The sequence below is a fragment of the Solimonas fluminis genome, from assembly GCF_002930645.1.
Taxonomy (GTDB): Bacteria; Pseudomonadota; Gammaproteobacteria; order Nevskiales; family Nevskiaceae; genus Solimonas_A; species Solimonas_A fluminis.
In genome coordinates this window covers 525079-549149 of the sequence record NZ_PSNW01000002.1, presented here as the reverse complement: position 1 = coordinate 549149, position 24071 = coordinate 525079, and the positions used below count along the sequence as shown (strand labels likewise).

23 protein-coding genes and 1 riboswitch are annotated in these 24071 nt (G+C 68.8%); of the genes, 8 read left to right on the top strand and 15 right to left on the bottom strand.

Translation table 11 applies throughout. The features are described 5' to 3' along the window. Positions 1-71 precede the first annotated feature (71 nt). A complete protein-coding gene (locus C3942_RS06360; protein WP_104229515.1) occupies positions 72-1409 on the top strand; it encodes an ATP-binding protein in 1338 nt (445 codons plus the stop codon). Continuing rightward, a complete protein-coding gene (locus C3942_RS06355; protein ID WP_104229514.1) occupies positions 1393-1938 on the top strand; it encodes a response regulator transcription factor in 546 nt (181 codons plus the stop codon). Before C3942_RS06360 ends, C3942_RS06355 begins: the two co-directional genes overlap by 17 nt. Positions 1939-2064: 126 nt before the next feature. Here C3942_RS06355 and C3942_RS06350 read toward each other — a convergent pair whose 3' ends face one another. Continuing rightward, entirely contained in the window at positions 2065-3705 is a 1641-nt protein-coding gene (locus C3942_RS06350; protein ID WP_104229513.1) for an alpha/beta hydrolase, read from the bottom strand. A 132-nt stretch (positions 3706-3837) separates the two neighbouring features. Between C3942_RS06350 and C3942_RS06345 the strand changes: the two genes are divergently transcribed. After that, the gene (locus C3942_RS06345; RefSeq protein ID WP_104229512.1) at positions 3838-4545 is read left to right on the top strand and encodes a TetR/AcrR family transcriptional regulator; all 708 of its coding nucleotides are present in this window, start codon (positions 3838-3840) and stop codon (positions 4543-4545) included. Here C3942_RS06345 and mmsB read toward each other — a convergent pair. From mmsB to C3942_RS06310, 7 genes are all read right to left on the bottom strand, one after another. Next, the gene (gene mmsB / locus C3942_RS06340; protein ID WP_104229511.1) at positions 4542-5429 is read right to left on the bottom strand and encodes a 3-hydroxyisobutyrate dehydrogenase; all 888 of its coding nucleotides are present in this window, start codon (positions 5427-5429) and stop codon (positions 4542-4544) included. The genes C3942_RS06345 and mmsB overlap by 4 nt on opposite strands. A 169-nt stretch (positions 5430-5598) precedes the next feature. Then, positions 5599-6735 (bottom strand): enoyl-CoA hydratase/isomerase family protein, encoded by a 1137-nt coding sequence (locus C3942_RS06335; protein WP_207765992.1) that lies wholly within the window; start codon positions 6733-6735, stop codon positions 5599-5601. After that, positions 6728-7507 (bottom strand): enoyl-CoA hydratase, encoded by a 780-nt coding sequence (locus tag C3942_RS06330; RefSeq protein ID WP_104229510.1) that lies wholly within the window; start codon positions 7505-7507, stop codon positions 6728-6730. The genes C3942_RS06335 and C3942_RS06330 overlap by 8 nt, the downstream gene beginning before the upstream one ends. After that, positions 7504-8664 carry an acyl-CoA dehydrogenase family protein gene (locus tag C3942_RS06325; RefSeq protein ID WP_104229509.1) on the bottom strand — a complete coding sequence of 387 codons (1161 nt, stop codon included), beginning with the start codon at positions 8662-8664 and terminating at the stop codon, positions 7504-7506. The genes C3942_RS06330 and C3942_RS06325 overlap by 4 nt, the downstream gene beginning before the upstream one ends. A gap of 11 nt (positions 8665-8675) precedes the next feature. After that, entirely contained in the window at positions 8676-10199 is a 1524-nt protein-coding gene (locus tag C3942_RS06320; protein ID WP_104229508.1) for a CoA-acylating methylmalonate-semialdehyde dehydrogenase, read from the bottom strand. 166 nt (positions 10200-10365) lie between these two features. Next, positions 10366-10575: riboswitch (cobalamin riboswitch) on the bottom strand. Positions 10576-10662: 87 nt separating this feature from the next. Continuing rightward, positions 10663-11016, bottom strand: a complete 354-nt coding sequence (locus C3942_RS06315; protein ID WP_104229507.1) for an ArsC/Spx/MgsR family protein — start codon at positions 11014-11016, stop codon at positions 10663-10665. A 39-nt stretch (positions 11017-11055) separates the two neighbouring features. Then, positions 11056-12261: a hypothetical protein gene (locus C3942_RS06310; protein WP_104229506.1), complete on the bottom strand. Its 1206-nt coding sequence runs from the start codon at positions 12259-12261 to the stop codon at positions 11056-11058. A gap of 140 nt (positions 12262-12401) precedes the next feature. Here C3942_RS06310 and C3942_RS06305 point away from each other — a divergent pair, with 140 nt between their 5' ends. Further along, the gene (locus C3942_RS06305; protein ID WP_104229505.1) at positions 12402-13322 is read left to right on the top strand and encodes a metal-dependent hydrolase; all 921 of its coding nucleotides are present in this window, start codon (positions 12402-12404) and stop codon (positions 13320-13322) included. Between the two features lie 16 nt (positions 13323-13338). On the opposite strand, the gene C3942_RS06300 is transcribed toward C3942_RS06305, so the two are convergent. Then, positions 13339-14286, bottom strand: a complete 948-nt coding sequence (locus C3942_RS06300; protein WP_104229504.1) for a hydrogen peroxide-inducible genes activator — start codon at positions 14284-14286, stop codon at positions 13339-13341. 86 nt (positions 14287-14372) lie between these two features. Between C3942_RS06300 and blaOXA the strand changes: the two genes are divergently transcribed. Next, complete coding sequence (gene blaOXA, locus C3942_RS06295) at positions 14373-15149, top strand: class D beta-lactamase (protein ID WP_104229503.1); 777 nt, start codon at positions 14373-14375, stop codon at positions 15147-15149. A gap of 48 nt (positions 15150-15197) precedes the next feature. On the opposite strand, the gene hemF is transcribed toward blaOXA, so the two are convergent. The 6 genes from hemF to C3942_RS06265 form a co-directional block, all read right to left on the bottom strand. After that, positions 15198-16106 carry an oxygen-dependent coproporphyrinogen oxidase gene (hemF, locus tag C3942_RS06290; RefSeq protein WP_104229502.1) on the bottom strand — a complete coding sequence of 303 codons (909 nt, stop codon included), beginning with the start codon at positions 16104-16106 and terminating at the stop codon, positions 15198-15200. Beyond that, on the bottom strand, positions 16103-16669 hold the full coding sequence (gene tsaC / locus C3942_RS06285) for an L-threonylcarbamoyladenylate synthase type 1 TsaC (RefSeq protein WP_243393529.1): 567 nt from the start codon (positions 16667-16669) through the stop codon (positions 16103-16105). Before tsaC ends, hemF begins: the two co-directional genes overlap by 4 nt. 3 nt (positions 16670-16672) lie before the next feature. Then, a complete protein-coding gene (locus tag C3942_RS06280; RefSeq protein WP_104229501.1) occupies positions 16673-19153 on the bottom strand; it encodes a DNA topoisomerase I in 2481 nt (826 codons plus the stop codon). A gap of 113 nt (positions 19154-19266) precedes the next feature. Continuing rightward, positions 19267-19734 carry a Smg family protein gene (locus C3942_RS06275; protein ID WP_104229500.1) on the bottom strand — a complete coding sequence of 156 codons (468 nt, stop codon included), beginning with the start codon at positions 19732-19734 and terminating at the stop codon, positions 19267-19269. A 166-nt stretch (positions 19735-19900) separates the two neighbouring features. After that, complete coding sequence (gene dprA / locus C3942_RS06270) at positions 19901-21001, bottom strand: DNA-processing protein DprA (protein WP_104229499.1); 1101 nt, start codon at positions 20999-21001, stop codon at positions 19901-19903. An 86-nt stretch (positions 21002-21087) separates the two neighbouring features. After that, entirely contained in the window at positions 21088-22275 is a 1188-nt protein-coding gene (locus C3942_RS06265) for a LysM peptidoglycan-binding domain-containing protein (RefSeq protein WP_104229498.1), read from the bottom strand. Positions 22276-22383: 108 nt separating this feature from the next. On the opposite strand from C3942_RS06265, the gene def reads away from it, so the two are divergent. The 3 genes from def to C3942_RS06250 are packed head-to-tail and all read left to right on the top strand — an operon-like array spanning position 22384 to position 24032. Continuing rightward, complete coding sequence (def, locus tag C3942_RS06260) at positions 22384-22899, top strand: peptide deformylase (protein ID WP_104229497.1); 516 nt, start codon at positions 22384-22386, stop codon at positions 22897-22899. Between the two features lie 15 nt (positions 22900-22914). Continuing rightward, positions 22915-23838 (top strand): methionyl-tRNA formyltransferase, encoded by a 924-nt coding sequence (gene fmt / locus C3942_RS06255; protein ID WP_104229496.1) that lies wholly within the window; start codon positions 22915-22917, stop codon positions 23836-23838. Continuing rightward, positions 23835-24032 (top strand): oxidoreductase-like domain-containing protein, encoded by a 198-nt coding sequence (locus C3942_RS06250; RefSeq protein ID WP_104229495.1) that lies wholly within the window; start codon positions 23835-23837, stop codon positions 24030-24032. Before fmt ends, C3942_RS06250 begins: the two co-directional genes overlap by 4 nt. Positions 24033-24071 lie beyond the last annotated feature (39 nt).

The window sequence follows — 24071 nt, the reverse complement described above, 5'->3', positions numbered from 1 at the left end:
CGGTACCGGATATCGGCTTCCGCCGGGATGACGGTACATCCCAAGCTCTTGCCCACGGTAGGATCACGCCCATGTCGCTGATCCAGACCACGGCCAGAAACCTGTCGCTGCTCGCCTCCATGGGCCAGACGGCGGGGCAGCAGAACCTGATGCAGCTGATCCAGCTGCGCTGGATGGCGGTATTCGGCCAGGTGCTGACCATCGCCCTGACTACCTCCCTCTTCGGCATCCCGCTGCCGCTGCAGGAGATGTTCGCGGTGGTGGGCTGCCTGATCCTGCTCAACCTGTTCAGCCTGCTGCGCCCGCGGCGGCTGGGCGAAGTGCGCAACGCCGACCTGCTCGCCGGCCTGCTGCTGGACGTGGCGGCGCTCACGGCGCTGCTCTACTACAGCGGCGGCGCCACCAATCCCTTCGTGTTCCTCTACCTGCTGCAGGTGGCGCTGGGCGCGGTGCTGCTGGAAACCTGGTCGGCCTGGCTGCTGCTGGGTGTCACCAGCCTCTGCTTCGCCGGCCTCATGCACTGGTACCGGCCGCTGCAGATGCCGAGCCACGAGGAACTGTTCCAGCTGCACGTGCTGGGCATGCTGGTCTGCTTCGTGCTCGACGTGGCCCTGATGGTGGTGTTCATGACCCGCATCAACGCCAACCTGCGGCGGCGCGACGCGCGCCTGGCCGATCTGCGCCAGCAGGCGGCGGAGGAGGACCACATCGTGCGCATGGGCCTGCTGGCCTCGGGTGCCGCGCATGAGCTGGGCACGCCGCTGGCGACGCTGTCGGTGATCCTCGGCGACTGGAAGCGCATGCCGCAGTTCCGCGACGACCCCGAGCTGCTGCAGGAGATCGTGGACATGGAGGGCGAGGTGCGGCGCTGCAAGTCCATCGTCACCGGCATCCTGATGTCGGCCGGCGAGGCTCGCGGCGGCGCCCTGGCGGTGACGACCGCCGGCAGCTTCCTGGACGAACTGGTCGGCGAATGGTGCAACACGCGCCCATCGGTGAGCCTGGACTACCGCATCGACGATACCTCGAGCAGGACCTGGATGAAGGAGCCGGTGATTTCCGACTCTGCCCTCAAGCAGGTGATCTGCAACGTGCTGGACAATGCCGCCGACGCCTCGCCGGCCTGGGTGGGCCTGGCGGCCGGCTGCACCGACGGCCTGCTGACGCTGACGGTGCAGGATCGCGGCCCCGGCTTTGCTCCTGAAATGCTGGAGAAGATCGGCAAGCCCTACCAGTCCAGCAAGGGCCGCCCGGGCGGCGGTCTCGGCCTGTTCCTGGTGGTGAACGTGCTGCGCAAGCTCGGCGGACAGGTGCGCGCGGAAAACCTGCCGGAAGGCGGAGCCCGCGTGCGCCTGCAGCTGCCGCTGTCCGCCCTGGCGATCGGAGAGGATGATGAACGACGCGGCTGAACGCCTGATGCTGATCGTGGAGGACGATGCCGCCTTCGCGCGTACGTTGAAGCGCTCCTTCGAACGGCGCGGCTGCCGCGTGCTGCACGCCGCCAGCGTCGAGGAAACCCGCGAACTGCTGAAGACGCAGGCTCCCGAGCGCGCCGTGGTGGACCTCAAGCTCGGCCAGGAATCGGGCCTGAGCGTGGTGCAGATGCTGCATCAGCACGATCCGGAGATGATGATCGTGGTCCTGACCGGCTTCGCCAGCATCGCCACCGCCGTGGAGGCGATCAAGCTCGGCGCCTGCAACTACCTGGTCAAGCCCTCCAACACCGACGACATCGAGGCCGCCTTCAGCAACGAGCCGGCGGAGCCCCAGCTGCAGGCTCCGGTGGCGGCGCGTCCCACCTCCATCAAGACGCTGGAGATGGAACGCATCCACGAGGTGCTGGCCGAGACCGGCTTCAACATCTCCGAGACCGCGCGGCGCCTGGGCATGCACCGGCGCACGCTGGCGCGCAAGCTGGCCAAGCGCTGGGTGCCCTAGGAAAGCGCTGAAAGGTCCGTTCGAGCTGAGCCTGTCGAAGCACGGGCGGACCTCCCCCCGTCGGTCAACGAGTTACGTCCACCCGTCGACAGGCTCAGGGCGAACGGTGACTTCTTCGGAGTTTCCCTAGGGCCCCACGACCTCCGCAAACGAGTAGCGCTCCGGCCCGCCGTCGCGCGCCGCGTCCACCTGGCCGGCACAGCCCAGGCGCAGATTCTCGCACTTGAAGCGGCCGCCGCCACGCAGGCGGATGTCGAGGCGCGAGTGGTAGTGCCAGGAGAGCAGGTTGGGATCGCCGGCCGCATCGGCCTGCGCCGTAGCGCTGTCGTCCTGCCAGCGCCTGCTGAGCAGCAGGGCATCGGCGCCGGGATCGTTCTTCAGGTACTTGGAAAACCAGGCCGCGGTGTACCAGGCCACCAGATCGATGCCGCGCAGCGACGCGGGCAACACCGCGGGCACGTCGTTGAAGTCGAAGTGCGTGCCGCCGCGAATGACGATGGTGCCCGTGTCCACGCCTTGCTGGGAGTAGATGTGCGAAGCCTCCGCCTTGATGTCCGGATCGGGCGGGGCCAGGTAGGGCGCGGGCACCAGCAGGTAGTCGGAGGTAATGCTCAGCGCCGGCTTGGTGATGGCCGGGGCAGGTCCGGCCGGAGCGCCGAAGCACTCCGTGGGCAAGCCGTACCCGGCGGGCAGCGGCAAGGCGCCGGCGAGACGGTTGACAGGCGCAGTAGCCAGCGCGATGGCTTCATCCGGCGAGGGAGAGACCGGAACGCAGAGCGCGTCCCAGGCCACCGCGGCAGACAGGCGCGAATCCTGCTGCACCAGCCAGCTGGCCGCCTCGGCACCGTAGGAATGCCCGGCGATGCCGATGCGCGAGGCGTCCAGCAGTTGCCACAGCGGGTTGTACGCGGCATTGAGTCCCGCGGCGACGCGGCGTTCCTGCTTCGCGGCATGCGAGGTGCCGGAACTGCGGCTGGGCACCGGCACATAGGGCGCCGTGGGCGTGGACAGCAGGAAGTCCAGGGCGTCGGCGCCGCCATCGTAGAACGGCAGGCCATTGCCGCCGAGGCCGAAGCCGGCGACATCGGCCGGTTTCACCAGGCCCAGCGCCGGGATGCCCGCGAAGGCGGCTTCCAGCTGGTCGGGTGCCTCGCCGAATTGGTCGGACATGCCCTCGCCCTGGGCGTCGAAGGTCATCACCACGAAGCCGCTGCGCGCCAGCGTCTGCGCGGCATACCAGTAGATCGGCTCATAGCCGACGACGGAGCCATTGACGATGATGACGCCCGGACGCTTTGCCGGCCCTGCGGCCGTGGCCCAGACATGGCCGGAGATGGTGGCGCCGGAACGCGAGGTGTAGAGCACCGGCGCGACCAGTTCGCCGGCAGCCTCCCAGCCCTGGACCCGCGGATCGATCGGGCACAGGGCGATGGCCGTGCAGCTGTTGGGATTGGGCTGGCGCTCGGGATCGGTCAGCAGCAGCGAAAGCCTTGCCACCTGGTAGCGCGTGGTATCGGACAGCAGTCCCGGCAGCAGCGCCGTATGCAGCGTGGTGTTCTGCAGCGTATTGGCGATGTTCTGCGCCTCGCATAGCGTCCACGCCGCCGAGGGAAATGCCGCGGCATCGCAGCCCCGGGCCTCACCGGTCACCGGGTTCTCCGCCGGAGCCTCCGGCAGAGACGAAGACGAACCGCAGCCGGCCAGGGCAGCGGACAGGACCAGGACGCCGCCGGCGGCACGACGGCGGAACTTGCCGGACATCTTCATGAGCCTTCTCCTCGACGACAGGGCCGGGGCGCTCGGACAGCCGCCCTCTCATATAAGTAACATTAGTGTTATTTTTAATCGTAACAATGTTGTTAAGATTTTGGCAAGCCCATCCCGTCCCTTTCCTGGCCCATGAGCCGCAGCAGCCCCAGTTCCCGCAAGCCCGTCCGCCGGCGCCGGCCGGGCCGGCCGTCGGCAACGGAGCCCTCCGGCGAGCAGCTCCGCGAGGCGGTGATCGAGGCGGCGATGCGCGTGTACGCCGAGCATGGCTACCAACGCAGCTCGGTGGAGTTGATGCTGCAGGCTGCCAACATCTCGCGCCCGACCTTCTACCGACTGTTCTCCGACAAGCGCGAAGTCATCCGCGAGGCGCTGGGACGCGCCTACCTCGACCTGCTCACGGCGCTGCCCGCCGCGGTAGCCAGTGCCCGCACGCTGGAGCAGGGCATCAACCTGGCGCTGGACGCCTACTTCGACTGGGCGCGCCGCAACGTGCCCGGAGTGGGCGCGTTCTATCGCGAGATCCACGACCGCGACTCCCCCGCCGGCGAACTGCGCGGACAGGCGCTGGAAACCCTGCAGGAGGTGGTAAGGCAGCGCGCCGAACAACTGGGGTTGCCCGGCATAGACCCTACCTTCGTCGAAACGCTGCTGCATGTGGCCGAGCACGTAGGAGGAAACTGCTTCGCGCTGGAGCAGCCCACGGAAGATCAGATCCGGCACGCCCGCAAGGTGACGGGACGGATCATCCTGGCGGCCGTGCTCAGCGGCCTGGACAACCAGGCGATACCGCCGCTGTCGGATTTCCTCACCCTGGGCGGCGGCTCGCAGTCGCGCTAGACGGGCTTGCGGTAGAGCTGCACGATGCTGGAAAAGTCCAGCGCGCCGGCGGCATGGCTGTGCAGGCCATAGAGATTGCGCGCCAGTTCACCCAGCGGGATCGGGCTGCCGCTGGCGATGGACGCCTCCGCCGCCAGCCCCAGGTCCTTGAGCATCAGGCTGCTGCCGAAGCCTCCCTGATAACCGCGCGAGGCGGGCGCGTGGTCCTGCACGCCGGGCCAGGGGTTGTACAGCTCCAGCGACCAGTTGCGGCCCGAACTCTTCACCATGATCTCCGACAGCACCTTGGGGTCGAGGCCGTTGGCCACGCCCAGCGCCAGCGCCTCCGCGGTGCCGGCCATGTGGATCGCCAGCAGCATGTTGTTGGCGATCTTGGCCACCTGCCCCGCGCCGCTGCCGCCGGCATGGAAGATATTCTTGCCCATGGCCGACAGGCAGGGGCGCGCACGCTCCAGCGCCCCGGCCTCGCCGCCGACGATGAAGGTCAGCGTGCCGGCCGCCGCGCCGGCGGTGCCGCCGGAGACCGGAGCGTCGATGAAGACGATGCCACGCGCCTGCGCCGCCTCCGCCACCTTGCGCGAGCTGGCGGGCGCGATGGTGGAACAGTCGATCACCAGCGTACCGGGCGCGATCTGCGCCAGGAGGCCATCGGTGCCGAGGTACAGCGATTCGACATGCCGGCTGGCCGGCAGCATGGAGATCGCGGTCTGCGCTCCCTGCACGGCCTCCGCCGGGCTGGCCGCCACCGTGGCGCCGGCCGCACGCGCGGCCTCCAGCGCGGCGGGCGAAAGATCGAACACGCGCAGGGCGTGGCCGGCCTTGATCAGGTTGAGCGCCATGGGACCGCCCATGTTGCCCAGGCCGATGAATGCGATGTTGCTCATGTTTTTCCTCTATCTGGTCTCCTCTCGCCCGCTTGCGGGAGAGAGCATTTGGCATTGCTTCGGGAGTGGCTCGCTGTCACTCCCAAGGGGGCTCGATGCGGGAGAGAGGGAGCCCGATCAGGCACCACCCTCTCCCTAGCCCCTCTCCCGCAAGGGAGAGGGGATCTGGTTACGCGCCCACCGACGCCACGCTGTCCGTCCAAGGTGCATGGAAGTGTTCTTCCACCCACTCCGGCGTGACTTCGGCCAGCGTCGGCGGCGTCCACTTCGGCGCGTTGTCCTTGTCGATCAGCAGGGCGCGCACGCCTTCGGCGAAGTCCGGGTGGGCGCAGCACTGCAGCGCCACGATCAACTCCAGGCGGAAGACCTCGGCCAGGCTCAGTCCCGCGACGCGCTCGCGCAGCGCCCAGACCAGCGCGGCGGTCGTGGGGGAGCCGGCAGCGAGCGTCGCGGCGGCGCGCTTGAGCCAGGGATCATCGCCGGCATAGCCGGTGATGGCGGCATGTACCTCGCGCAGCGAGGCCCCCGCGGTGAGCGCCTCGATGGCCTGCGCATGCTGCAGCAGCGGCGAGGCCGGCATCAGGTCCTGAGCACGCCCGGAGAACCCGGCCAGCAGCGCGCTCAGCGCAGCGCCGTTGCCGGCCGCGTCGTCACTCCAGTCCACTGCGGCGAGCTGGCGGAACAATGTCTCGCGGTCGGCACTGCGGACGAAGTGATCGCCCAGCCCGGCCACCAGCAGGTCATGCCCGTTGATGGAGGCCCCGGTCAGGGCCAGGAATAGCCCCGTGCGGCCGGGCATGCGACGCAGGAACCAGCTGCCGCCCACGTCGGGGAACAGGCCGATGGTGATTTCCGGCATGGCCACGCGCGAGGTCTCGGTGACCACGCGGTGGCTGGCCCCCGCCATCAGGCCCAGGCCGCCGCCCATGACGATGCCGCTGCCCCAGACCATCAGTGGCTTGGGATAGCGGTGGATGCGGTAGTCGAGGCTGTATTCCTCGTCGAAGAAGGCGAGGTTCGCCAGGTTGGGCGGAGGTCCCTGGTGCTCCCGGATGGCGCGATACAGGCTGCGCACGTCGCCGCCGGCACAGAAGGCCTTTTCGCCGGCGCCCTGCAGCACCACGCAGGCGATGCCGGGGTCCGCAGCCCAGCGCTGCAGTTGCGGGTCGAGCAGGCGGATCATCGGCAGGTCCAGCGCGTTGAGCGACTTCTCGGCGTTGAGCTGCGCGAAGCCGATGCGCTTGCCGTTGGCCGCCTCCTGCTCGCGGAACAGCACCGGGGCTTCCAGCGTCGTCGTGTCAGCCATTGCGCCACTCCGGCTTGCGCTTCTCCAGGAAGGCGTTGACGCCCTCCTTCTGGTCCTGCGTGTCGAACAGGTCGACGAAGCGCTCGCGCTCCACCGGCAGGATCTGGCGCAGGGGATTGCCGCGCGCGCCCTGGATCAGGCTCTTGCAGGCCGCGACGCTGGTCGGGCTTTGCTTGGCCACCTGCCCGGCGAGCTGCAGTGCGGCCTCCAGGGCGCCGCCGCTGGGCACCACCTGCTCGACCAGGCCGATGCGCAGGGCCGTGGCGGCATCGACGCGCTCGCCGCAGAGGATCAGGCGCTTGGCCCATCCCTCGCCCACCAGCCAGGGCAGGTTCTGCGTGCCGCCGGCGCAGGGCAGCAGACCCACGGTGGCTTCCGGCAGCGCCATCTGCGCGTGCTCCTCGGCGATGCGCAGGTCGCAGGCCAGCGCCGCTTCCAGGCCGCCGCCCATGGCATAGCCGTTGATCGCGGCGATGCTGACGCCGCGGAAGTCCGACAGCGCCTCGAAGGCCTCGCCGAAGCGGCGCGCCAGTTCGCGCGCACGCGCCTTGTCGCCGTCGGCGAACAGCTTGAGATCCGCGCCGGCGGAGAAGAACTTGGCACCCTCCCCGGTGATGACCAGGGCGTAGATTCCGCGGTCGGCGTTCAGGTCGGCGACCAGGCGCTTCAGGTCGGCCAGGCTTTCCGCCGTCCAGGTATGGGCCGGCGGATTGTTCAGGAACAGCACCGCCGTGTGGCCGCGCTTCTCCAGCTTCAGGTTGGTGTAGCTCATCTCAACTCCTCGGTTGCGCCCTCGCGCAAGATGGCGCGGGCGACGATCACCCGCATGATTTCGTTGGTTCCTTCCAGGATCTGGTGCACGCGGTTGTCACGCAGGTGGCGCTCCAGCGGAAACTCCTTCATGTAGCCGTAGCCGCCATGCAGCTGGAGCGCCTCGTTGGCCACCTTGAATCCGGCGTCGGTGGCGTAGCGCTTGGCCATGGCGCAGTAGGTCGTCGCATCCGCGCTGCCGGTGTCCAGCTTCCAGGCCCCGAGCCGCACCATCTGCCGGGCCGCCACCAGTTCCGTCAGCATGTCGGCAAGCATGAACTGCAGGGCCTGGAACTGCGCGATGGGGCTTCCGAACTGCTTGCGCTCGTGGATGTAGCCCTGCGCGCGATCCAGCGCCGCCTGGGCCGTGCCGATCGAGCAGGTAGCGATGTTGATGCGCCCGCCATCGAGCCCCTTCATGGCGATCGCAAAGCCCTGACCCTCGGCACCGATCCGGTTCTGCTCCGGCACTTCGACGCGATCGAAGCTGATCATCCGCGTGGGCTGGCTGTTCCAGCCCATCTTGTGCTCCTTCTTGCCGTAGGAAATGCCCGGGCTGTCGGCCGGCACCGCGAAGGCGCTGATCCCCCTGGCCCCCTCCGCCCCGGTGCGCGCCATCACCACCAGCCAGTCGGTGGACCCTGCACCGGAGATGAACACCTTGGTGCCGTTGAGCACGTAGCGATCGCCGTGCTTCTCCGCCCGGGTCTTCAGCGAGGCCGCATCGGAACCTGCGCCCGGTTCGGTCAGGCAGTAGGAGGCCAGCAGCTCGCCGGCCGCGAGCCGCGGCACCCATCGGCGGGCGACCTCTTCCTGCCCCCAGGTGGCGAACATCCAGGTCGCCATGTTGTGGATCGTGATGAAGGCCGTGGTGCTGGTGCAGCCGGCCGCCAGTTCCTCGAAGATGACCGAGGAGTCGAGGCGCGACAGGCCCAGCCCGCCGAATTCCTCCGGCGTGTAGAGGCCGCAGAAGCCCAGTTCGCCCGCCTTGGCGATGGTCTGGCGGGGAAACTCCGAATCCGCGTCCCATTGGGCGGCGTAGGGCGCCAGCTCATGGCGCGCGAAGTCGCGCGCCGCCGCCTGCAGCGCGCGCTGCTCGTCGTTGAGTGAGAACTCCATGACGCATGGCCTTACTTCAGGCTGATCGTGGTGTTCACGCCGACCGACAGGGTGCTGTCGTCGAACCAGCGCTGGGTGACCGTCTTGGTCTGGGTGTAGAACAGGATGACCTGCTTGCCATAGGGGCCCAGGTCGCCCAGCTTGGAACCGCGCGAGCCGGTGAAGGAGAACAGCGGCACCGGCACCGGGATCGGCACGTTGATGCCGACCTGGCCGACGTCGATGTCTTCTTGGAACCTGCGCGCGGCGGCTCCGGACTGGGTGAACAGCGCCACGCCGTTGCCATTGGGGTTGCGGTTGATCAGCTCGATCGCATCGTCCAGGGTGTCCACCGAAACGATCACCTGCACCGGCCCGAAGATTTCCTGGTCGTAGATCGACATGCCGGGTTTGGCGCCGGAAAAGATCGTGGGGCCGACGAAGTTGCCGCTCTGGTAGCCGGGGACGGAGGGGTTGCGCCCGTCCAGCTCCAGCCTGGCGCCGTCGGCGAGCCCGCGCGCGATCAGGCCGTCGACACGCTCGCGCGCCGCGCAGGACACCAGGGGCCCGACATCGGTGCCGGGCTCATGGCCGGCGTTGACCTTCAGCGTCCTGGCCTTGGCGACGATATCCGGAATCCAGCCATGGGCCTCGCCCACCAGCACGGTCACCGAGGCCGCCATGCAGCGCTGGCCGGCGGCGCCGAAGGCGGCCCCGGTAAGGTTGTTGAGCGCCTGTTCCTTGTTGGCGTCAGGCAACACCACAGCGTGGTTCTTGGCGCCCATCATGCACTGGGCGCGCTTGCCGGCCAGCGTGGCGCGGTTGTAGACGTGCGTGCCGACCCTGGTAGAGCCCACGAAGGACACCGCCTTGATGTCGGCGTGGTCGCAGATGCCGTTGACGATGTCCGGCCCGCCGTGGACCACGTTGAGCACGCCCTTGGGGATTCCAGCCTCCAGGGCCAGTTCCACCAGGCGCATGGTCACCATCGGGTCCTGTTCCGAGGGCTTGAGCACGAAGGTGTTGCCGGTGGCGATCGCCATGGGGAACATCCACAGCGGGATCATCGCCGGGAAGTTGAAGGGCGTGATGCCGGCGCAGACACCCAGCGGCTGCAGGATGGTGTAGGTATCCACGCCACCGGCGACGTTGGTGGCCAGTTCGCCCATCTGCAGCGTGCCGATGTTGGCGGCGTGCTCCACCACCTCCAGGCCGCGGAATACATCGCCCTCGGCGTCCGGCAGGGTCTTGCCCTGCTCGGCGGTGAGGATGGCGGCGAGTTCCTTCATGTTCTCGCGGATCAGCTGCTGGTACTTCAGGAAGATGCGCGCGCGAGCACCGATCGGCGTCTTGCGCCAGGTGCTGAAGGCCTGCTTCGCCGCGGCCACGGCGGCGTCGAGTTCGGCCGGCGTGGCGAAGGGCACGCGGGCCAGCACCTCCTGCGTGGCGGGGTTGACCACGTCGCGCCACTCGCGCGAGGTCGATTCGATGAATTCGCCGTTGATCAGCAGCTTGACGCTGGGAATGGCCGCATTGGGCTTGAGGACAGCCGACATGGTGTGTGCTCCGCGAGATGTCGCGGTTTGCCCGGCAAGGCGCGCACAGCCGCCCGGCCGGGCAAGGCTCGGGTCAGGGCACGCGCTCTTCGTGTTTCCGTCTGCAAACCGCCATGCCGTCACGCCCTCCGCGAACGGGATTCTTGAACGCATGGCCTGTCGATCCAGGTCATGCGCATGCAGGCCGGTCTCCGGACTTGCAAGGATTTCTGCGCGGCCTTCCCGATGCGGGACATCAGTGGCGTAGAGGCGCAGCGACGCTTGCTTACCGTTGCGGGGGCAGTTGCGGAATGGCCGGGCTTGTCGCCCAGGGCACCGCATTCCCGTTTCACCCGGATCCGGAAAGGACCAGGGCACCTGCATGGCGCGGATTCTAGTGCGGCAGCCCGGCGGATACAGTGACGGAAGCGATCCGTTCAGCTGGATTCTTTTGCCATGCCGGTCCGCCGACCTGCGGCCGGGATCAGCGCAGACGCTCGAGGATCGCCGCCTCGTCGGCCGCCGCGAACCCGGCATGCAGCCAGCCTTCTTTTGCAATGACCGGCCGCTTCGCCAGCGAGGGCTGGGCCGCGAGCAGGGCGGCGGCATTGCCGGCCGTGAGGCCGTCCCGGGTGGGCGCGTGGAGCTTGCGCCAGGTGGTGCCCTTGCGGTTGACCACGGCGTCCACGCCCAGCGCGTCGATCCAGGACTGTGCCAGCTCGCGCGGCAGGCCCTCGGTCTTGAAGTCGTGGAAGCGGTAGGCGAGCCCGGCTTCCGCCAGCCGGCGCAGCGCGCGCTGCACGGTGTCGCAGTTCTTGATGCCGTGGACGACGATCATGGGGAGGTCCGGGAAGATTCGGCCCGCGAGCTTACTCCTTCAGCCGTCCGACAGGATGGTCTGCATCAGCGCGCGGTAGTAGGCCACGCGCGGGAAGCGGTTGATGCCGAGGTTGAAGGTCCGGTAGCTGACGCCCCAGTGGTGCGTGCGCACCGCGCCCAGGTGCCGGTTGTGCGCCACGGGCAGCTGCGGGGCCTCCGGCAGCAGGTTGTCCGGCAGCGCGACCTGTCCGTCGTTGTAGACGGTGATGGGGTCGGTGACCAGGGCCTGGCGGTGCATGGCCCAGTCATCGAGGTTGAACTGCCACCAGCGGCGACGGTAGTCGGCCAGCGGCATGATCGCCGCCGCCGTGTAGTAGCGCAGTTGCGGCGGCAGGCGCGGCGCATAGTCGCGCGCCCGCTCCTGCCGCACCGCATGCCCCAGCGCGCCGACGCCATGCATCATGTCGTCGCACAGCTGCGGCGTGCCCAGCCCCGCCAGCTTGCCGAACCAGGGATGCCGCCGCGCGAAGGCCACCAGCTTGTCCATGGCCACCAGCTGCGGCGATTCGCCGAGGCAGTCGTCGGCCAGGTACGAGCCGCCGATGTCGCCGCAGAGGCCGAGGAAGCCGCGTGTCGCCGGCAGGATGAACTCGTCGGCCAGGACGCCGCCATGCAGGTCGGCCAGCAGCTCCAGCGACAGCGGCGCGCCATAGGAGTAGCCGATGAAGAACAGGCGATAGCCCTCGGCCACCCAGCGGCGCAGGCTCGGGCTGCCCTGCAGCAGGCGGAACATCGCCGGCACGATGTGCGGGCTGGCGGCATTGGAGCGCGGGTAACGCAGGTAGACCAGTTTCAGCCCGTCGCCGTCCTGGTAGAGCTGCTCGCGCGTGCCCTCGCCGTCCGGGTGCAGCATCAGCACCGTATGCGGCGAGTCCTTGCGCTGCACCTGCTCGTGCCAGGAGAAATTCTTCAGCGTCTCGTGCGTGAAGCCGGGCACCATCACCAGCACGGTCTTCTCTCGGCGGAAGAAATGCTCGTCGATGCGCAGCGAGGGTTCCGGCAGGGTCTTCAGCAGCTCCTCGATCTCGGCTTCGCCATAGGCCAGGTGATCCAGGCCGCGGTCGCGCTGCGGCCCGAGGATGCGCAGCGCCGCCGGATCGTAGGGCTTCCACATCCACCGCGCGATCTGCGCCGGGGCATGGCCCTCGGCGCGCAGCTGCCACAGGAAATGGTCCCGGAACCGCCGGGCGGCCTCGTCGTGCATGGTTCCCCTCGTCCTATGCGCTTGTTTTGCCGACTACGGTAGCGCGAAGAACCTTCGTTCATCGAGCGACGCTTGAAATGTACCATTGGACGATGTAAATATTACGTCGAAGCATGCCGACCGCCGGAGTCCGAAACATCATGACCAGCCGCACCGAGCGCCACGTCCTCCAGGCGCGCCGCGCCCAGTTCGATTTCAGCCAGACGCCGCTGCACTGGATTCCGGACGATCCCTTCGCGACCCACATGGTCAACGGCATCCACCTGCTGCTGCCGGCCGGCGAGCTGTGGTTCTGCCGCGTCTACAACCAGGCGCTGCCGCTGGTGACGGACGCCGCGCTGCGCCAGGACGTGGAAGGCTTCATCCGCCAGGAGGCCTGGCATGCGCGTGCGCACATCGGCGCCCACGACTACCTGCGGCGCCACGCCCTGGAGACCGACGGGTTCCTGGCCCGGGCCAACCGCCTGTTCGGCGACCTGCTGGGCGATACGCCCTTCGGCCTGAAGCTGCTGAAGCGCGAGCCGCTGAAGCGGCACTGGCTGGTGCTGCGCGTCGGCCTGATCGCGGCGATCGAGCACTTCACCGGCATGCTGGGCCAGTGGGCCATGGACAACCGCAGCTGGGACAAGGCAGACCCGGTGATGGCGGACCTGTTCCGCTGGCACCTGGCCGAGGAAGTGGAGCATCGCTGCGTCGCCTACGACCTGTTCGAGCATCTGTGCCGCACCCAGCTCGGCTTCTACGTGAGCCGCCAGGCCCTGATGGCCGTGGTCTTCCCGATGTTCCTGTTCGCGCTGTCCGAGAGCTACCGCGAGCTGGCCAGCCAGGACCGCAGCGACCGCGCAAGCCGCGCACTGTCGCGCCGCTCGCTGCTGCGCCTGCTGCTGGAACTGGAAAGGGTCGGGCACCGCACCGAGAACGTCCCGCCGTTCAGCTTCCTGGTGGCGGGGGCGCTGCGCTGGATTTCGCCGCGGTTCCACCCCGTCACCGAGGGCGACACGCAGCAGGCGCTGGACTACCTGTCGCGCTCGCCGGCCGCGCGCGCGGCCATGCAGCAATAAGCAGGCGCGGCAAGCCCTAGTGCTTGCCGTCTTCCTGCAGCTCGGCCCCCGGCAAGTAGGACACGCCCTTCATGCCGGAGTCCAGGATCGCCTGGCGCAGCACGGCGATGGCCTTGCGGCGCGGCCAGGACTTGCGCCAGACCAGGGCGATGCGGCGATTGGGCGACGGCGGCACGAAGGGCTTGGCCAGCAGGTGGCCCGGATCCTGCGCACGGTTCTCCACCGAGGCACGCGGCAATACGGTGATGCCCAGGCCGCCCACCACCATGTGGCGGATCGTCTCCAGGCTGCTGCCGCTCTGCGGCCTCGGGCCATCGCCGTCCGGCTCCACGCACTTGGGGCAGGCCTCGATGACCTGCTCGCGGAAGCAGTGGCCGGGCCCGAGCAGCAGCAGCGGCTCGCCGGCGAGCTGGCGCGCCGGCACCTGCTTCTCCTTGGCCCAGTGGTGGTCGCTGGGAATCAGCACCACGAAGTCCTCATCGTAGACCGCCCAGGCAGCAAGGCCGGTGAGGTCCACCGGCAGCGCGAGGATCGCCACGTCCAGCTCGTTGTCGCGCAGCTGCTCCAGCAGCTTGGCGGTGAAGTTCTCCTCGATCACCAGCGGCATCAGCGGCGCGCGCTCTCGCAGCAGCGGCACCAGGCCCGGCAGCAGGTAGGGGCCGACGGTGTAGATCGCGCCGAAGCGCAGCGGCCCATTGAGCTCGTCGCGCCCTTCGCGCGCCAGGTCCTCGATCAGCTTGGACTCGGCCAGCACGCGGCGCGCCTGGGTGATGATGCGCTCGCCCACCGCCGTGGGCTTGGCCTCGCCGCGGTTGCGCTCGAACAGGGTCACCCCCAGCTCGTCCTCGAGCTTCTTCACCGCCACCGACAGCGTCGGCTGCGACACGAAGGAACGCTCGGCGGCGCGGCCGAAGTGGCGCTCCTTGTCGAGGTTCACCAGGTAACGGAGTTCGGTGAGGGTCATGGTGCCCAAGGGTAAACGCTGGCGGCGGCGGCGCAAAGCTGCCCCCGGGTTATGCTGCGGGCCGCCCTCCCCCTGGATGGAATCCCGTGCTGCGCCTGCTGCTGACCCTGCTCTGCCTCTGCGTCCTGCCCGCCCGCGCCGGCTTCACCGACGAGCGCCCGGACCTGCAATCCCTGTTCGGCGGCACGCCCGGCTGCTTCGTCCTCTACGACCTGGGCGCCGACCGGCTGCTGCTGGTGAACCCGGAGCGCGCACAGCGGCGCTACATCCCGGCGTCCACCTTCAAGCTGGCCAACAGCCTGATCGCGCTGGAGACCGGCGCGGTGCACGACGCCGACGAGGTGATTCCCTACGGCGGCCGACCCCAGCCCTTCAAGGCCTGGGAGAAGGACATGCCGATGCGCGAGGCCTTTCCCGTGTCGAGCGTGCCGGTGTACCAGGAGATCGCGCGGCGCATCGGCCTGCCGCGCATGCAGGCGATGCTGCGGCGGCTGGACTATGGCAATCGACGGACCGGCCCGGCGGCGGACCGCTTCTGGCTCGACGGCCCGCTGCAGATCAGCGCGGTGGAACAGGCCCGGTTCGCCGCCCGGCTGGCGCAGGGCAGCCTGCCGCTGTCCGCACGCAGCCAGTCCACCGTGCGCGAGATCGCCCGGGTCGGCAGCCGTGACGGCAGCACGCTCTACGGCAAGACCGGCTGGGTCTTCGGCACGCAGCCGCAGATCGGCTGGTGGGTGGGCTGGATCGAACGCGAAGGCCGCGTCTACGGCTTCGCGCTCAACATCGACATGCAGGGCGAGCAGGACATCGGCAGGCGGACGCAGATCGGCGAGGCGATCCTCGGGAAGCTGGAGTTGTACTAGCCGGCCCGTACTCGTCATGCCGGCGAAAGCCGGCATGACGGCCTCTCTTCAGATCCAGTCCCGGGGCTTTAGGTAGCGCTCCAGCAGCGCCGCCTCGGGCGAGCCGGGCTCGGGATGCTGGTCGTACTCCCAGCGCACCTGCGGCGGCATCGACATCAGGATCGACTCGGTGCGGCCGCCGGACTGCAGGCCGAACAGCGTGCCGCGGTCCCAGACCAGGTTGAACTCCACGTAGCGGCCGCGGCGCAGCAGCTGCCACTGGCGCTCGCGCTCGCCGTAGGCCTGGTCCTTGCGGCGCTCGACGATGTCCGCGTAGGCCGCGCCGTAGGCATCGCCCACGCGCTGCATCAGGGCGAAGCCGGCGTCGAAGCCGCCCTCGCTCCAGTCGTCGTAGAAGATGCCGCCAATGCCGCGCGGCTCGTTGCGGTGCTTGAGGAAGAAATACTCGTCGCACCACTGCTTGAGCTTCGGATAGACGTGATCCCCGGCCGGGGCGCAGGCATCGCGCGCGGCGCGGTGCCAGTCGCGGCAATCCTCGTCATGGCCGTAGTAGGGCGTGAGGTCGAAGCCGCCGCCGAACCACCATACCGGCTCCTCGCCCGGCTTCTCGGCCAGGAACAGGCGCACGTTGCAGTGGCTGGTGGGCGCATGCGGGTTGCGCGGATGCATCACCACCGACACCCCCATGGCGCGCCAGCTGCGGCCCTGCAGCTCGGGGCGATGCGCGGTGGCCGAAGGCGGCAGCCTGGTGCCGTGCACCAGCGAGAAGCCCACGCCGCCGCGCTCGAACACCGCGCCATCCGCCATCACGCGCGACACGCCGCCGCCACCCTCGGCGCGCTGCCATTCGTCGCGGCCGAAGCGGGCCTGGCCGTCGATGGCCTCGAAGCGCTCGCAAAGGCGCTGCTGCAGGCCGCGCAGCCAGGTTTCGACGGCGGTGAAGTCGGGAGTGCTCATCGGCGCAGGATATGCCCGGTGGTTACGTCGCGGATGGTGGTCGGCTTGGCCAGGTGGCCGAGCGCGCCCGGCATCAGGAAGTCGATCTCGTTGCCGAAGTAGAGACGCACCTGCGCCACCGTCAGCGCCGGCGCGCGGCCGGCCGGGTTGGCGCTGGTGGAGACGATGGGGCCGCCGTAGGCCTCGCAGAGCGCCACCACGGCCGGGTGGCTGCTGACGCGCACGGCGACGCCGTCATGGTCGCCGCTGATCCACATCGGCGTATGGTCGGTGGCGGGAAACACCCAGGTCGCCGGCCCGGGCCAGGTGGCCGTGGCGCGCTTCAGGGCGTTGTTGGACGGCACCTGCACGTAGGGTTCGACCTGCTCGAAACGCGAGGCGATCAGGATCACGCCCTTTTCCCAGGGCCGGCCCTTGAGCGCCAGCAGGCGCATCACCGCGCGCTCGTCCTGCGGCTCGCAGCCCAGGCCCCAGACGGCCTCGGTAGGATAGGCGATGACGCCGCCGCGCTGCAGCGCGCGGACGGCGGCCTTGAGGCGCAGCGGCGCGACGTCCGGCAGCACGGCTCAGCCCTTCTTCTTGGTCGCGGCCTTCTTCGCCGGGGCCTTCTTGGCCACGGCTCTCTTCGCCGCCGTCTTCTTCACGGTGGCCTTCTTGGCGGCCGGTTTCTTCGCCGCTGCCTTTTCGGCCTTCCCGGCGGCGGGCGCGGCGGCCTTCCTGGCGGCCGCCTTGCCCTTCTTGCCGCCCTTCTTCGGCGCCGCCGCGGCGGCTTCCGCCAGCCAGGCCTCGCACTCGAAGACCGTCACGCCATCGACATCCCGGTTGCGCGGAACGTTCGCGCGGCGGCTGCCGTCGGTGATGTAGGCGCCGAAGCGGCCCTTGATGATGCGGATGCCGGTGCCGTCGAAGACCTTCAGCGTCGCCGCTTCCAGCGCCGCCGCCTTCTGCTCGATCAGCTCGATCGCGCGCGGCAGCTCGATGGTGTAGGGATCGTCGTCCTTCTTCAGGGAGACGAAGCTCTTGCCGTGCTTCACGTAGGGCCCGAAGCGGCCGATGTTGACCTCCACCTCGTCGCCGTTGGGCAACTGGCCGATCCTGCGCGGCAGCTGGAACAGCGCCAGGGCCTGCTCCAGCGTGATGGTGTCGATGCGCTGGTTGGCGCGCAGCGAGGCGAAGCGCGGCTTGTCCTCGTCATCCTTGGTGCCGATCTGCACGAAGGGCCCGAAGCGGCCCAGGCGCGCGCTGACCGGCTTGCCGGAGGCCGGGTCCACGCCGATGACGCGAGCCTCCGACACTTCCTTGCGCGACAGCTCCATCTTCTCCTCGATGCGCGGCTTGAAGGAGTTCCAGAACTGCGCCAGCAGCGGCTTCCACTGCTTCTCGCCGCGCGAGACGGCGTCGAGATCGTCCTCCAGATGCGCGGTGAACTCGTAGTCCACGTACTGCTCGAAGTGATCGGTGAGGAAGCGGTTGACGATCATGCCGACGTCGGTCGGCACGAAGGCCTTGCCCTCCAGGCGCACGTAGTCGCGGCCCTGCAGGGTGGAGATGATGGTGGCGTAGGTCGACGGACGGCCGATGTCGAACTCTTCCAGCGTCTTGACCAGGCTGGCTTCGGTGTAGCGCGGCGGCGGCTGGGTGAAATGCTGCTCGGGCAGCAGCTCCAGCAGCTTGACGCGCTCGCCCTGCACCAGCGCCGGCAGGCGCTTGTCGTCCTCGTCGCCCTCGTCGCGGTCTTCCGGGTCCTGCGCGCGGATGTCGTAGGCGGCCAGGAAGCCGGGCTCCACCAGGACCGAGCCGGTGGCGCGGAAGGCATGCTCGCTGCCGGCGCGCAGCTCGGCGCTGACGGTATCGAACACGGCCGCCTCCATCTGCGAGGCGACGGTGCGCTTCCAGATCAGCTCGTAGAGCTTGGCCTGGTCGGGCTTGAGGAACTGCGCCACCTGCCGGGGCAGGCGCGCCGCCGAGGTGGGGCGCACGGCTTCATGCGCTTCCTGGGCATTCTTGGACTTGGCCTTGTAGGTCCGCGGCTCGGAGGGCAGCGCACCGGCGCCGTACTGCAGCTGGATGACGTTGCGGATGTCCTTGATCGCATCCTGCGACAGGGTCACCGAGTCGGTACGCATGTAGGTGATCAGACCCACCGTCTCGCCGGCGATGTCCACGCCCTCGTACAGCTGCTGCGCGGTCTGCATGGTGCGCTTGGAGGTGAAGCCGAGCTTGCGGTTGGCTTCCTGCTGCAGCGTCGAGGTGGTGAAGGGCGCGCCCGGATTGCGGCGGCGCTGCTTCTTCTCGATGGCCTTGACCAGCAGCGTGCCGCCGGCCGCGGCCAGGATCTTGTTCTTCGCGGCCTCGGCGGCGCCGGCATCGCCGAGGGTGAACTGCTCGACCTTCTTGCCGTCCAGCTCGATCAGGCGCGCGGTGAAGGCCTGGGCGGACTTCTCGGCGCGCGCGTCCAGCGACCAGTATTCCTGCGGCTTGAAAGCCCGGATCTCGAGCTCGCGCTCGCAGATCAGGCGCAGTGCCGGCGACTGCACGCGGCCGGCCGACAGGCCCGGCTGCACCTTGCGCCACAGCAGCGGCGACAGGTTGAAGCCCACCAGGTAGTCCAGGGCGCGGCGCGCCTGCTGGGCGTTGACCAGGTCCTCGGAAATGTCGCGCGGGTTCTGGATCGCTTCCTGGATCTCGCGCTGGGTGATCTCGTAGAACACCACGCGCTTGACCGGCTTGCCCTTGAGCGCGTTCTTCTCGCGCAGCAACTCGGCCAGGTGCCAGGAAATGGCCTCCCCCTCGCGGTCAGGGTCGGTGGCCAGCCACAGTTCGTCGGCCTCCTTCAGCGCCGAGACGATCGCCTTGACGTGCTTCTCGTTGCGGTCGATCACCTGGTACTTCATGGCGAAGCCGTTCTGCACGTCCACGGCGCCGTCCTTGGGCACGAGGTCGCGCACGTGGCCGTAGGAGGCCAGCACCTCGAAGTCCTTGCCCAGGTATTTCTTGATCGTCTTGGCCTTGGCAGGCGACTCGACGATGACCAGGTTCTTAGTCATTTAAATGATGCATTCAGCGCGGCGGGCGGCTGCCCGCAGGGGCCTGCTTATATGCGGAAGACGCGCCGCCTGTCCAGCGCCGGAACGCGGCACCCGACCGGCAAATTACTGATTCAATGAAGGAATTCGCCGCTGTAGTAAACCATCTCCTCGAGATGGGCAAAGGCGTCTTCCGCGTCCGGCTCGTTCATCAGCACCAGCAGGCAGACCCATTTGACCCTTTCGAGGTCGATTTCCTCGTTCAGCGCCATCAGGCGGTCGATCACCAGTTCGCGCGCCTGGGCGCCGAAGATGCCCAGCTGCTCCAGGTACATGATGAAGCCGCGGCATTCGGTGGAGAGCTTGGACATCTCCTCGCGGGCATAGATGCGCACCGCACCGCCCGGGCTGAAGATGATCGGCAGCTGCCGCTGCTGCGCCAGTCCGTCGACCCAGTCGAACGCATGGGCGACCTCTTGGTCGGGGAATCCGGCCGCGACCAGCTCGTCGCGCAAAGTGACCTGATTGTCGGAATCGGAGAACTCGCCTTCCTGGTAGTTCTCGAACAGGTACATCAGCACATCCAGTACGGTCTCTTTCATGAAACGCTCCGGTGCTGTGTGTTTTTAATGTATTTCAGAACAGAATTGTTGAAATTATATGAATCTCGCGTTTCTGTCTGATCTCCATGTGATTTTGTATACCACAATTTGCAGGAACCTCAAATTAAATCACGCCCCGGGGGGCGATGCCCTTGATCTGCAGCAATCATGCCGGAACCCGCAACCGCTGGTAGGTCCCGCCGGCCGCTGCGGCCACTTCGCCGGCCAGCTCCAGTGCCAGCAGGGCTTCGCTGAGCGCGGCGGCATCCAGCCCGCTGCCAGCCTGTAATTGATCGAAAGACTGGGGTTCGGTTCCCAGGCATTGCAGCAGCCGGGCCTGCAGGGGGTCTTCCGGCGGCGCGTCGGCCGCCACCAGGGCTGCGCGCCGCTGGCGCAGCTGCGGGGCGATCTCCTCCAGGATGTCGTCCACCGACTCCACCAGCTTGGCCCCCTGGCGGATCAGGCGGTGGCAGCCCCGCGCCTGCGGGTTGTGGATGGAACCGGGGATGGCGAACACCTCGCGGCCCTGCTCGTTGGCGTAGGCCGCGGTGATCAGCGAGCCGGACTCGGGCGCCGCCTCCACCACCAGCACGCCCATGGCCAGCCCGGAAATGATGCGGTTGCGGCGCGGGAAGTGCTCCGGCAGCGCCGCCACCCCCACCGGGAACTCCGAGATCATCAGCCCCTCGCGGACGATGTCATGCGCCAGCTCGCGGTGCCGCGCCGGGTAGACACGGTCCAGCCCGGTGGCACAGACGGCGATGGTCATGCCGCCGGCCTCCAGGGCCCCGCGATGGGCGGCGCCGTCGATGCCCAGCGCCAGGCCGCTGGTGATGCACAGCCCGCGGCGCGCCAGTTCGGCGGCAAAGGCGCGGGCGTTCTCCAGGCCCTGGGGCGTGGCGGAGCGGGCGCCGACGATGGCCAGCTGGGGCAGTGCCAGCAGGTCCGGATCGCCCTGGTAGAACAGTGCTCCCGGCGCCTGCGCGATCTGCCGCAGCCGCTCGGGATAGCGCGGGTCCTCCAGCGTCAGCAGGCCGCGGCCGGGCTTGTCCAGCCACTCCAGGTCGCGGGCGATGCCCTCGGGATCACCCTTGGAGAAGAACTGCAGCGCCTCCTCGGGCAGCCCCAGCGGGCGCAGCGCCGCGGGGCCGGCGGCCACCGCCGCCTCGGCCGAGCCGAAGGTGGCGAGCAGGCGCGCCACGGTGACGCCGCCCACGCCAGGAGCGCGCAGCAGCGTCAGCCAGGATTGCAGGGCGGGGAGGTTCACGCCGGGAGCGTGAAACAGAACGCCCGCCGGTAGCAAGCCGCGTTTGTGACGGCTTGCCGCGGGCGGGCGCGGTAAATCCTTGGAAGCTACTCGATGGCGACGCGCGTGCCCGGCTTGACCACCTTGTCCTTGGCATGGACCGGGCGGATCGCCGACATGACCAGCGCGTAGGACACGCGATCCTCGAGCTTGAATACCATCACCTGGCCGGCATAGGTCTCCGGCAGGGCGACGTAGCCGACGCCATGCGGATCGCGGGCGGTGCGGCCGGCCTGCAGGATGTCCAGCACATGGCCGGCCTCCAGGCCGTCGCGCGCACCCTTGCTCAGCGTCACGACCTGGTACTGGCCGATCTGCGAGACGCCGTCGAACACCGACAGGATGCGGCCGGTGAACGGCGCCTTGGGCACGTGCGGGTAGAAGTTGGCGTCGAAGGTTTCCGACAGCGGCTTGATCAGGTAGTCGCCGGCGCGGGTCTCGCGGTAGCTCTTGGTCAGCATCACCGTGCCGGGCTCGGCGAACTCGCGCACCTCGACCTGCGCCACCGGGATGGCCTCGTAGCCGAGCAGCTCGTTGCTGTCCGGGTCGATGTAGCTCTGGCCCAGGCGCACCGCTTCCAGCGCGCTGCCATGGCTGCGCTTGAGCTTCTTGACATAGGCGCCGTTGCCGCTGGCGCCGACGATGTGCAGGTCCACGAAGTCCAGGACGTAAGGCGCCTGCTTGAGCTGGTCCAGCGTCACCAGGCGCGGGCTGCGCAGGAAGTCGCGGATCGCGTCGAGCGGGATCACCGGGATGGCGGCACCCAGGTCGGACTCGCGCACGCGCGGCGACAGGCGGTCGGTGGCTAGCTCCGGCTCGCGCGCCACGCGCGGGCGGCCGTCGCGCCAGATCAGCGTCAGCACGTCGCCGGGATAGATCAGGTGGGGATTCTTGACCTGGTCGTTGACGATCCAGACCTCGGGCCACTGCCAGGGCTCGACCAGGAATTTCTGCGAGATGCCCCAGAGGGTGTCGCCCTTCTTGACGACGTAGCGCAGCGGCGCGTCTTCACGCACCAGCCCGCCTTCGTCGGCGGCGGGGGACACGAAGCGCTCGTCGGCGCTCAGCCCGTCCACTTCCGCCTGCAGCGGCTGCGCCGGAGCGGGACGCGCCGCAGGCGCGGGCGTCACGTTCGCCGAGCTGCGTTCGCCGGGCGTCGTGGCACAGCCGGCCGCGAGCGCGGCAGCAGCCAGCGCCAGAGCTTGAACACGGTATAAAACGCTATACTTCCGCATGGCGGCACCTTCCCCGCGGTTACGCCGGATTTGCGGCAAACTCTAGATGAGTCAATCGTTTGCCGTCAAATCCAATAGTCGTTTCTAAGTTGTAGGCTGGTTCCTGACATGGCATTACTCGAAATCCTGCAGCATCCCGATCCCCGCCTGCGGCAGAAAGCCGCCCCGGTGACGCAGTTCGACGAGGCCCTGCAGCGCCTGATCGACGATATGTTCGAGACCATGTACGACGCCCCCGGCGTCGGCCTGGCCGCCACCCAGGTGGGCGTCGCCAAGCGACTGGCGGTGATGGACACCAGCGAGGACAAGGCCCAGCCGAAGCCCATGGTAATCATCAACCCCGAGATCTTCGAGGCCGGCGACCGCCAGACCATGGACGAGGGCTGCCTGTCCGTGGCCGGCTACAGCGACAAGGTGGAACGCTACAACAAGCTCCGGATGCGTGCCCTGGACCGCCACGGCCAGCCTTTCGAGCTGGAAGCCGAGGGCCTGATGGCCCAGGCGATCCAGCACGAGATCGACCATCTCGACGGCAAGCTCTACATCGACTACCTCTCCAGCCTCAAGCGCGAGCGCCTGCGCAAGAAGATGGAGAAGGACGCCCGCCACAAGGCCAAGGCCTAGACCGGATTCCCCACGATGCGCCTGGTGTTCGCCGGTACGCCGGACTTCGCGGTTGCGGCGCTGGACGCCCTGCATGCCGCCGGCCATGAGATCGCCGGCGTCTATACCCAGCCCGACCGCCCCTCCGGGCGCGGCCAGAAGCTCAGCCCCTCGCCGGTGGCGCAGCGCGCCGCCGCCCTCGGCCTGCCGCTGTTCAAGCCCGAGAAGCTGCGCGGCGAGGCGGTGGACGAGTTGCGCGCCCTGCAGCCCGAGCTGATGGTGGTGGTGGCCTACGGCCTGCTGCTGCCGCAGGCGGTGCTGGACATCCCCCGGCACGGCTGCTTCAACATCCACGCCTCGCTGCTGCCGCGCTGGCGCGGCGCGGCACCGATCCAGCGCGCCATCGAGGCCGGCGACACCCGGACCGGCGTCACCATCATGCGCATGGATGCCGGCCTGGACACCGGCCCGATGCTGCTGGAAGAACCGCTCGACATCGGCCCCGAGACCACCGCCGCATCGCTGCACGACCAGCTCCAGGCCCTGGGCAGCCGCCTGATCGTGGACGCCGTGGCCCGGCTCGCGCGCGGCGAGCTGCGGGAACGCGCGCAGCCCGCCGAGGGCGCCACCTACGCCAGGAAGCTGAGCAAGGACGAGGCCCGCGTCGACTGGACCCGGCCCGCGGCGGAGATCGCGCGCCGCATCCGCGCCTTCAACCCCGTGCCGGTGGCCTGGAGCGAGCTGGGCGGCGAGCGCCTGCGCCTGTGGCAGGCGCGCGAGGAGGCCGGCGCTGCCGGCGGCGAGCCGGGCACGATCCTGGCGGCGGATGCCCAGGGCATCGCGGTGGCGGCGGGCGAGGGCGTCGTGCGCCTGCTGCAGCTGCAGTGGCCCGGCGGCAAGCCGGTGGCCGCGGCGCAGGCCGCCAGCGGCCGCAAGCTGGTCGGGGAGCGTTTCGCATGAGCGGCGTGCAGCCTTTCCGGTATCCCACGCCGGACGAAACCGACCTGCCGCCCTACCCGGACCAGCCGGACTGCTGCAACGGCGGCTGCGCCGTCTGCGTGCTGGAGGGCTGGCCCGAGGAAGTTCAGGCCTGGAAGGACAAGGTCGAGCAAATCCGGGCAAAGCGAGCCGTCACGCCGCCCTCCGCGCCGTGACTCGGCGCCTCGCCCGTTCCTGAAAAAACGGGCGAGGGC

Coding starts and splice junctions, on each gene's coding strand:
- C3942_RS06360 (WP_104229515.1), top strand. CDS start 72: ATGTCGCTGATCCAGACCACGGCCAGAAACCTGTCGCTGCTCGCCTCC.
- C3942_RS06355 (WP_104229514.1), top strand. CDS start 1,393: ATGAACGACGCGGCTGAACGCCTGATGCTGATCGTGGAGGACGATGCC.
- C3942_RS06350 (WP_104229513.1), bottom strand. CDS start 3,705: ATGAAGATGTCCGGCAAGTTCCGCCGTCGTGCCGCCGGCGGCGTCCTG.
- C3942_RS06345 (WP_104229512.1), top strand. CDS start 3,838: ATGAGCCGCAGCAGCCCCAGTTCCCGCAAGCCCGTCCGCCGGCGCCGG.
- mmsB (WP_104229511.1), bottom strand. CDS start 5,429: ATGAGCAACATCGCATTCATCGGCCTGGGCAACATGGGCGGTCCCATG.
- C3942_RS06335 (WP_207765992.1), bottom strand. CDS start 6,735: ATGGCTGACACGACGACGCTGGAAGCCCCGGTGCTGTTCCGCGAGCAG.
- C3942_RS06330 (WP_104229510.1), bottom strand. CDS start 7,507: ATGAGCTACACCAACCTGAAGCTGGAGAAGCGCGGCCACACGGCGGTG.
- C3942_RS06325 (WP_104229509.1), bottom strand. CDS start 8,664: ATGGAGTTCTCACTCAACGACGAGCAGCGCGCGCTGCAGGCGGCGGCG.
- C3942_RS06320 (WP_104229508.1), bottom strand. CDS start 10,199: ATGTCGGCTGTCCTCAAGCCCAATGCGGCCATTCCCAGCGTCAAGCTG.
- C3942_RS06315 (WP_104229507.1), bottom strand. CDS start 11,016: ATGATCGTCGTCCACGGCATCAAGAACTGCGACACCGTGCAGCGCGCG.
- C3942_RS06310 (WP_104229506.1), bottom strand. CDS start 12,261: ATGCACGACGAGGCCGCCCGGCGGTTCCGGGACCATTTCCTGTGGCAG.
- C3942_RS06305 (WP_104229505.1), top strand. CDS start 12,402: ATGACCAGCCGCACCGAGCGCCACGTCCTCCAGGCGCGCCGCGCCCAG.
- C3942_RS06300 (WP_104229504.1), bottom strand. CDS start 14,286: ATGACCCTCACCGAACTCCGTTACCTGGTGAACCTCGACAAGGAGCGC.
- hemF (WP_104229502.1), bottom strand. CDS start 16,106: ATGAGCACTCCCGACTTCACCGCCGTCGAAACCTGGCTGCGCGGCCTG.
- C3942_RS06280 (WP_104229501.1), bottom strand. CDS start 19,153: ATGACTAAGAACCTGGTCATCGTCGAGTCGCCTGCCAAGGCCAAGACG.
- C3942_RS06275 (WP_104229500.1), bottom strand. CDS start 19,734: ATGAAAGAGACCGTACTGGATGTGCTGATGTACCTGTTCGAGAACTAC.
- C3942_RS06265 (WP_104229498.1), bottom strand. CDS start 22,275: ATGCGGAAGTATAGCGTTTTATACCGTGTTCAAGCTCTGGCGCTGGCT.
- def (WP_104229497.1), top strand. CDS start 22,384: ATGGCATTACTCGAAATCCTGCAGCATCCCGATCCCCGCCTGCGGCAG.
- fmt (WP_104229496.1), top strand. CDS start 22,915: ATGCGCCTGGTGTTCGCCGGTACGCCGGACTTCGCGGTTGCGGCGCTG.
- C3942_RS06250 (WP_104229495.1), top strand. CDS start 23,835: ATGAGCGGCGTGCAGCCTTTCCGGTATCCCACGCCGGACGAAACCGAC.